Source organism: Streptomyces sp. NPDC059909, from assembly GCF_042730885.1.
Lineage (GTDB): Bacteria > Actinomycetota > Actinomycetes > Streptomycetales > Streptomycetaceae > Streptomyces.
Genome location: NZ_JBHWKX010000187.1, coordinates 1 through 2,507, shown reverse-complemented (window position 1 = coordinate 2,507; position 2,507 = coordinate 1). Strand labels below are relative to the sequence as shown.

Below are 2,507 nucleotides of genomic sequence, written 5' to 3'. Positions count from 1 at the left end.
GATATGCAGGGAACTCCGCCGCTGCGCGGCTCCGCGCCAAGGACCCATTCCTCCCCGCCCTGAAGGACGGGGCCTCCTGGGAGAAATCAGGTGAACAAGCCGGGTTCGAGCTCGGCGAGGACGGCGAGGCTGACCAGGCGTTTGAGCTTGTGGCGGGTGCTCTCGATGTTCTTCGGCGTGACGGCGAGGTCGAGGCGTTCGCACAGGTCGCGGGCCCGCATCGGCCCGCCGGCGTCGGCGAAGACGGGGAGGATCTGCTGGTAGGCCGGGTGGTCCGGCAGGACGGGCGACGGATCGGTCGGTTCCGGAGCGGTCGGCGGTAGGGAGAGGAGCGTCTTGCGGGGCACCGCCAGGTTCTCGATCTCCTGGTCGAGTTCACGCAGGCGCGCGGTGAGCTCGTCGATCTGTGTGCGGAGCTGTTCCACGACGGTGCCGAGCTCCCGCTCGCGTGCGTCGATCCGCTCCAGAAGCGGCGTGACCTGGGCGTCCACGCGGTCACCCGCGCCAGGTGGGCGTGGTCTGGCCGGTGAGCCGTCGCGCTATCAAGTCGATCATGGCCCAGCGCACCCTGGACTCCGAGGACTTCGGCCGGCTCTCGTAGTCCCGCACGAGCCGCCGAAACAGCATGAGGATGCCGAGGGTCTGCTCCACGATCCACCGCTTGGCCTGCGGGACGAAGCCAGCGCCCTTGTCCGCGGGGTTGCGCTCGACGATCTCGACGTCGATGCCGACCGTGGCGCCGTGCTCGACGACGGTCTTCTTGAAGCCCTGGTCCACCAGGGCCTTCTTGATGGTGCCGATGGGGGCGACCTGGCCGAGCAGCGCGATGCCGAACGCGTTGTCGTGGGCGCTGGCGGCCAGCACGGTTACGGCGATGACCAGGCCGAGGACATCGACCGCCAGTCCGCGCTTGCGGCCCGGCACCTTCTTAGCCGCGTCCTTCCCGGTCGTGGTTGCGGGGACGTTCACCGCCGCGTGGACGCTCTGCGTGTCGATCACGACCAGGCTCGGGTCCTCCGACCGCCCGGCCTTCTCGCGGACCTGCCAGCGCAGCAGGTCGTTGATCTTCACGTCCGTGCCGTCGTCGCGCCATGCTGCGAAGTAGTAGTAGTAGTAGTAGTAGTACGGCCGACTTCGGCGGCAGGTCGTGCGGGAGGTAGTCCCACTGGCAGCCCGTCCTACCCTGGTACAGGATCGCGTTGACGATCTCCCGCATCTCGTACCGGCCCTGCTGCCCCGTCGGTGACGGGTGGTCGGCCTTCCATGCCGAGATCACCGGCTCGATCAGCGCCCACCGCTCATCGGACAGGTCGCTGTTGTAAGGCTTGCGGTCACTCACCCAGACAGCCCAGCAGGACCAAGCAGTGGAACGGGCCCGAACCGCACAAACCCGCACGATCAGGCGACTACAAGACCGTCATGCCGACTCAAAATGTCCTCTCAGACGTGCGTGAGGAGGCGCTCCAGCGGCCGGGGAACGCGCTCGAGGTCCAGGTGCGCGACCAACGCCTGCGCATAGAGCGCCTTGCGACCGCTGTGCGTGCCCATGAAGCGCCGCAGCTGGTGCTCCACGGGCCGTCCCCGCTGCGCCGGCTGGCCCTGGAAGGTGTGCAAGGGGCGCAACTCGCCCTGGGCCTCGATCACCTGCCGCACGCCCTCGGCCCCGAGAGCGCGGATCAGCTCGTCCTCCAAGTCGGCGACGCACACGTGGAACCCGAGTGTCTCCAGCCTGGCGTGCGTGAGACCAGACCCGAGCCCGACCCGCTCCAGATGACGCCGGAAATGCCGCTCCTCGCCGATGTCGCAGAGACCGGCCAGCGGGAGGCCGAGCCCCGGAGGACCGCACACGTCCAGGAAACGCCCGATGCTCGTCGCACCTCCGAGCGGCACTACCGCGACGCCCTCCGCACCGAGGTCGCGGCCGTAGCGCGTGGCCAGCGCTTCGAGCGCGACCTGATCACTGTTCCCCTCGACGAGCACGATCGTCCGCACACTGCCGGCCAGCTCCCGCGCCCCCGCGGCGGCCGCGCCCACCCCCGCACCGCCGGCCGCCCACGCGACCAGCGCCAGGCGGAATCGCCTCAACTCGTCCACGAGACCTCGCTTCCCGCCGCCATCCTGGCACGGCCGAGATCCCGTACGCACGCAGGTTTTCCGTACGCCTCGCGCCGTTCGGCCGTCCACTGGGAGGCTCCCGAGTCCACGCTTCTGCGAGCGGAGCCATGTGGTCGATGTCCAGCGCGGACGCGGAGTTGACCCACTTCGCATCGTAATAGGACCACCACAGGCCGCCGCTGAGCTTGCAGCCGGCCGACACAGTGGGCGGCTGGTCGGGAGCCCTTCGCACGTCGACCGGGCGGACCGCTCGCAGTGGCTGTCAGCATGATCTAGCGAGGAACCCCGGCTCTTTAGGACTCCGTTGGTAAATCCGCAAACCGGCTTCGCCGACGTGCTGAGGTTGTCATGATCGTTCTGTTCGTCGGAGCGAGGGGTGTGGGTGGGTGTCG

Annotated in this window: 2 protein-coding genes and 2 pseudogenes; all 4 read right to left on the bottom strand. The window is 68.8% G+C overall.

Annotated elements, in window-relative coordinates; translation table 11 throughout:
• Nucleotides 1-86: 86 nt before the first annotated feature.
• Entirely contained in the window at nucleotides 87-491 is a 405-nt protein-coding gene (locus ACFV9O_RS40040; protein ID WP_385427949.1) for a hypothetical protein, read from the bottom strand.
• Nucleotides 492-495: 4 nt separating this feature from the next.
• Nucleotides 496-1,339: pseudogene (locus tag ACFV9O_RS40035) on the bottom strand (IS5 family transposase).
• Between the two features lie 101 nt (nucleotides 1,340-1,440).
• The gene (locus ACFV9O_RS40030) at nucleotides 1,441-2,094 is read right to left on the bottom strand and encodes a TOPRIM nucleotidyl transferase/hydrolase domain-containing protein (RefSeq protein ID WP_385427946.1); all 654 of its coding nucleotides are present in this window, start codon (nucleotides 2,092-2,094) and stop codon (nucleotides 1,441-1,443) included.
• Between the two features lie 62 nt (nucleotides 2,095-2,156).
• Nucleotides 2,157-2,326: pseudogene (locus ACFV9O_RS40025) on the bottom strand (HNH endonuclease); the annotation flags it as partial.
• Nucleotides 2,327-2,507: the final 181 nt, after the last annotated feature.